5 protein-coding genes and 1 pseudogene are annotated in these 5,306 nt (G+C 66.5%); 4 read left to right on the forward strand and 2 right to left on the reverse strand.

What is annotated here, in order from left to right; genetic code table 11:
- A partial coding sequence (locus AB0G02_RS27450) for a hypothetical protein (protein ID WP_360799132.1) occupies nt 1-196 on the reverse strand: 196 nt, incomplete at its 3' end.
- Nucleotides 197-334: 138 nt separating this feature from the next.
- Nucleotides 335-1,723: a lysine 2,3-aminomutase gene (locus tag AB0G02_RS27455; RefSeq protein ID WP_360799135.1), complete on the reverse strand. Its 1,389-nt coding sequence runs from the start codon at nt 1,721-1,723 to the stop codon at nt 335-337.
- Between the two features lie 107 nt (nt 1,724-1,830).
- Between AB0G02_RS27455 and AB0G02_RS27460 the strand changes: the two genes are divergently transcribed.
- The 4 genes and pseudogenes from AB0G02_RS27460 to AB0G02_RS27475 form a co-directional block, all read left to right on the forward strand.
- Nucleotides 1,831-2,325: an FxsA family protein gene (locus tag AB0G02_RS27460; RefSeq protein ID WP_360799138.1), complete on the forward strand. Its 495-nt coding sequence runs from the start codon at nt 1,831-1,833 to the stop codon at nt 2,323-2,325.
- A gap of 56 nt (nt 2,326-2,381) precedes the next feature.
- Nucleotides 2,382-3,341: a TIGR03885 family FMN-dependent LLM class oxidoreductase gene (locus AB0G02_RS27465; protein WP_360799141.1), complete on the forward strand. Its 960-nt coding sequence runs from the start codon at nt 2,382-2,384 to the stop codon at nt 3,339-3,341.
- Nucleotides 3,338-4,888 carry an alpha-amylase family protein gene (locus tag AB0G02_RS27470; protein WP_360799143.1) on the forward strand — a complete coding sequence of 517 codons (1,551 nt, stop codon included), beginning with the start codon at nt 3,338-3,340 and terminating at the stop codon, nt 4,886-4,888. The genes AB0G02_RS27465 and AB0G02_RS27470 overlap by 4 nt, the downstream gene beginning before the upstream one ends.
- A gap of 127 nt (nt 4,889-5,015) precedes the next feature.
- Nucleotides 5,016-5,306, forward strand: a pseudogene (locus AB0G02_RS27475) (hypothetical protein); the annotation flags it as partial.

The following is a 5,306-nucleotide window of genomic DNA, read 5'->3' on the forward strand; positions in this document are numbered from 1 at the left end:
GCCAGCCGGTCGAGGGGATAGGGGAGCGGTCGAGGTGTCGTGGACCGGACGGATGTCGGGGCAGGCGGTCGAGCACGGTGGGCAAGCGCCCGTCGGCCTCGGTCTGGAAGAGGCTCTCGTCGAGGCCGAACGCGGTGTGCCGGTCGGGCTTCCAGTGCGAAGGAGGTCGCAGGACTGGATCGCTCCTGGTTGCCAACCACGCACCCGTGGCAGCTTGATTATCTCAATAACTTCAGTGTTAACTGAATCAAAACACTCACCATCGGTGCAAGTCACGGAGGCACAGGAAAAACAGCTCGGAAGCCCGGGAGGTCCGGGCTTCCGAGCTGGGGGGTCAGGCTTGCTCGGACCACCAGCGGCGGCCGGTCTCACCGAGGGTGGAGATCGGGTCGTAGTACGGGTACCGGCGGTCGAGGGCTTCGGGGTCGTCGAGCTCGATGCCGGTGCGGTAGTTCTTGGTCCAGTAGGAGATGCCGAGCTCGCGGTCGTACTCGTGGAGTTGGTGGACCCAGCGCTTGCCGACGTAGGGGACGTCGCAGACGATGCGCGGGGTGGCGTAGCCGGGCAGGTAGCCCATGATGGCGTGCTGGAGTTCCTGCGCTTCCCAGACGGCGACGCGCCAGTGCTCGGCGTTGGGGATCATGTCGCACATGTAGAAGTAGTACGGCAGGATGTTCGCTTCGCCTTGGAGTGCGAAGCAGAGGTCGAGCAGGTCGTCCGGGGTGGCGTTGACGCCCTTCATGAGCACGCCTTGGTTGCGGACGTCGCGGACGCCGACTTCGAGTGCGGTGCGGGCGGCTTCGGCGACGAGCGGGGTCACGGACTGGGCGTGGTTGACGTGGGTGTGGATGGCGAGGTTGACGCCTCGGCGGCCGGCGGTGCGGGCGACGCGTTCGAGGCCTTCGACGACCTTGGGTTGGAGCCAGTGCTGGGGTAGTCCGGCGAGGGCTTTGGTGGCGAGTCGGATGTCGCGGACGGTGTCGATGTCGAGGAGTCGCATGAGGAACGACTCGAGTTGGGGCCAGGGGACGTTGGCGACGTCGCCGCCGGAGACGACCACGTCGCGGACGCCGGGTGTGCGTTTGAGGTAGTCGATCATCTGGTCTTGGCGGTCGACGGGTTTGAGGGCGAGCTTGTGCTTCTGGACCTGGGGGGTGGAGTTGCCGACGAGGTCCATGCGGGTGCAGTGGCCGCAGTACTGGGGGCAGGTGGAGACGAGTTCGGCGAGGACTTTGGTGGGGTAGCGGTGGGTGAGGCCTTCGACGACCCACATCTCGGCCTCGTGGAGGGAGTCGCGGGAGGAGTGGGGGTGGCTGGGCCAGTGGGGGTCGCGGTCTGATCGGACGGGGAGCATGTAGCGGCGGACGGGGTCGTCGAGGAAGGCCTGAGTGAACGCCTCGGGGTCTTGGGGGGCGTCGGGGGCCATGGTGTTGAGCATCTGGGGCGGGATGAGCATGGACATGGTGGCGGAGTGCTGCTGGTCCGCGGTGAGGTCGTCGTAGAAGCGGTCGGTGAGCAGGTCGCCCATGAGGGTGCGGAGCTGCTTGGGGTTCTTGACGCAGTTGGCGCGTTGCCACTGGGCGTCGCGCCACTGGGTGTCGGTGACGTGGTGCCAGCCGGGGAGGCGGCGCCAGTCGGGTTCGACGAGTTCCCGGCGCCGGTAGGTGTAGGGCTGGAGGTCAGGTCGGTGGGTGGTGGGTGTGGCCTCGTGCAGCGCGGTCATCCATGCTCCCTACCCTCGTGGTGGCGGAAGATATGCTGCCAGATGCCTGATCAGGCGTAAATATTCCGGCGGGGAGCGTTTTGGGGGGTTGGTGCGTTGGGAGGGGTATGCGCGTGTTGTCGGTGGTCGTGATCGGGTTGGCGGTGGAGGTCACCGCTTTGGTGGCGGCGTTCGGGGCGTGGGGTCTGTTGCCGACCTTGGGTTTGCTGGTGCTGGGTGGTGTGGTGGGTTCGGTGTTGTTGCGGCGTGAGGGTGTGCGGGTGTTGGGGGCGTTCTCGGAGGCGGTGCGGTCGCGTCGTGCGCCGCACCAGGAGGTGGCGGACGGGGTGTTGATCGCGGCGGCGGGGGTGTTGATCGTGGTGCCGGGGTTCGTGAGTGATGTGGTGGGCTTGCTGTTGTTGGTGCCGCCGGTGCGGCGGTTGGTGAGTCGGCGGATGGCGCGGCGTGCGGAGGAGCGGGAGCGGGCGTTGGTGTTGGACCTGCGGTACGGGCGGGGTCCGGTGGCGGGTGGCGTGGTGGTGGACGGTGCGGTGGTGGAGGTGCGTCCGGAGTCGTCTCCGGGTGGGTCGGGGTCGTCGTCGGGTCGGGTGGAGCTGCCCTGACCTGGGGCTGGTGGTGGTTCGGTTGGTCGGCGGGGTGGTTGGGTACGTGTGACGGCATGACCGTCATCGGTGTGCACGCTTCGCACGAGCAGATTCATCCGTCCGCGTTGTTGGCCGCGGTGGAGCAGGCTGAACGGGTCGGTTTCGACGCGGCGATGAGTTCGGACCACTTCTCGCCGTGGAGTGCGCGGCAGGGGCAGTCGGCGTTCGCGTGGTCGTGGTTGGGTGCGGCGTTGCAGGCGACGAGTTTGCCGTTCGGGGTGGTGAACGCGCCTGGTCAGCGGTATCACCCGGCGATCATCGCGCAGGCGATCGGGACGTTGGGTGCGATGTACCCGGGTCGTTTCTGGGCGGCGTTGGGCAGTGGTGAGGCGAGCAACGAGCACATCACGGGTGGGGGTTGGCCGCGCAAGGAGGTGCGGAACGCCCGGTTGCGGGAGTGCGTGGAGGTGATCCGCGCTCTGCTGGCGGGTGAGGAGGTCAGTCACGACGGTTTGGTGACGGTGGATCGGGCGAGGTTGTGGACGCGGCCGGAGGAGCCTCCGTTGTTGGTGGGTGCGGCGGTGAGTCCGGAGACGGCGCGGTGGTGTGCGGAGTGGGCGGATGGGTTGATCACGGTGAACGCGCCGCCTGAGCAGTTGGAGCGGGTGGTGGGGGCTTATCGGGATGCGGGTGGTCGGGGGAAGTTGCACTTGCAGGTGCACTTGAGTTGGGCGGAGTCGGAGGACGAGGCGCGGGCGGTGGCGCACGAGCAGTGGCGGAGCAATGTGTTCCCGCCGCCGATCTGCTGGGACTTGGACACGGCGGAGCACTTCGACGTGGTGTCGGAGGGTGTGTCGGTGGAGCGGGTGGCGGAGGTGGTGAACGTGTCGTCGGATCTGGGGTTGCACGCGAAGACGATCCGGGATTACGTGGAGTTGGGGTTCGAGGAGGTGTACCTGCACCACGTGGGTCGGGAGCAGGAGCGGTTCCTGGACGCGTTCGGCGAGCGGGTGCTGCCGGAGGTGCGGTCGTGAGGTTGACGCAGACTTCTGATTTGTGGTGGAAGAACGCCGTGGTGTACTGCTTGGACGTGGAGACGTTCCACGATTCGAATGGTGACGGGCACGGTGATTTCCGGGGGTTGATCGACAAGATCGATCACTTGCACCGGTTGGGTGTGACGTGTTTGTGGTTGATGCCGTTCTTCCCGACGCCGGATCGGGATGACGGTTATGACATCACGGATTTCTACGGGATCGACCCGCGGTTGGGGACGATGGGTGATTTCGTGGAGTTCGTGCGGACGGCGCGTGACCGGGGGATGCGGGTGATCGCGGACCTGGTGGTGAACCACACGTCGGATCAGCACCCGTGGTTCCAGGCGGCGCGGGATCCGAAGAGTCCGTTCCACGACTGGTACGTGTGGGCGGACGAGCCGCCGGCGGACGCGCACGAGGGTGTGGTGTTCCCGGACAAGGAGACGTCGTTGTGGACGTACGACCGGAAGGCGAAGAAGTACTACTTGCACCGGTTCTACCGGCACCAGCCTGATCTGAACGTGGCGAACCCGCAGGTGCGGGATGAGATCGCGCGGGTGATGGGGTTCTGGATGGAGTTGGGGTTGTCGGGGTTCCGGGTGGACGCGGTGCCGTTCTTGTTGGAGGCGCCGGTGGAGGCGTTGCCGGATCCGCACGAGTACCTGGCTGATCTGCGGGCGTTCCTGTCGCGGCGCAACGGTGAGGCGATCCTGTTGGGTGAGGTGAACCTGCCGTACACGGATGCGATGGCGTTCTTCGGTGGGGCGGACGGTGTGGGCGACGAGTTGCACATGTGTTTCGACTTCATCGGGATGCAGCAGATGTACTTGTCGTTGGCGCGGCAGGAGGCGAGTCCGTTGACGCATGCGTTGAAGGAGCGTCCGCAGCCGCCGCGGGATTGTCATTGGGCGACGTTCGTGCGGAATCACGACGAGTTGACGTTGGACAAGTTGACGGAGCCGGAGCGGCAGGAGGTGTTCGCGGCTTTCGGTCCGGATGAGGACATGCAGTTGTACGGGCGGGGGTTGCGGCGGCGGTTGCCGTCGATGTTGGGGGGTGATCTGCGGCGGATCCGGATGGTGTACAGCCTGTTGTTCTCGTTGCCCGGCACGCCGGTGTTGTTCTACGGCGAGGAGGTGGGGATGACGGAGGACTTGTCGCAGGAGGGCCGGTTGGCGGTGCGGACGCCGATGTGGTGGGACGCGGTGGATGAGCAGCGGCGTGATCCGGAGTCGTTGTTGGGGTGGGTGCGGTTGTTGGTGGAGCGTTATCGGGAGTGTCCGGAGTTGGCGTGGGGGGCGTTCTCGGTGATCGATTCGGCGGATCCGGCGGTGTTCGCGCACCGGTGTGAGATCGACGGTGGGACGGTGATCGCGGTGCACAACCTGGCGGATCGGGATGCGGTGGTGGAGGTGCCGAAGGTGGAGGGTGTGCTGACGGATCTGCTGGTGGACGGCACGGTGAAGCCGAAGAAGGACGGTACGGCGGTGGTGGAGGTGGGGCCGTACGGGGTTCGGTGGTTCCGTCAGGTGGTGCCTGCCTGATCCGAGGTGTGTGTTCGGCCCCCGCGGTGTGTGTCGTCGCGGGGGCCGTTCGTCGTGGTGGTGGGTGTGGTGGCGGGGGTGGTGGCGGGGGTGTTTGTGGTCCGTTCGGTCCTCCACAGTGTGACCCTTGCGGATTCTGGCGGGTTCACGTGAAGATATGCGCGTCACCGGCCCTGTCGACCGAAGGATTTCCATGACCTCGCCGTACGGTCTGCATCGCGTCCTCGATCCTGTGGGGGTCTTGCCGCAGCAGGCGTACCGGCTCGACGCCACCCCGGTGTGCGGGGCCGACGAGGTGCTCCTGGACGTCGATCGCCTGAACCTCGACGCCGCGTCCTACCGTCAGCTGCGCGAGGAGCACGGTGTCGACGGGGTGCGTCGGGCGGTGTCGGACATCGTCGCGGCGCGCGGCAAGATG

The sequence above is a fragment of the Actinosynnema sp. NPDC023658 genome (genome assembly GCF_040639995.1).
Lineage (GTDB): Bacteria > Actinomycetota > Actinomycetes > Mycobacteriales > Pseudonocardiaceae > Actinosynnema.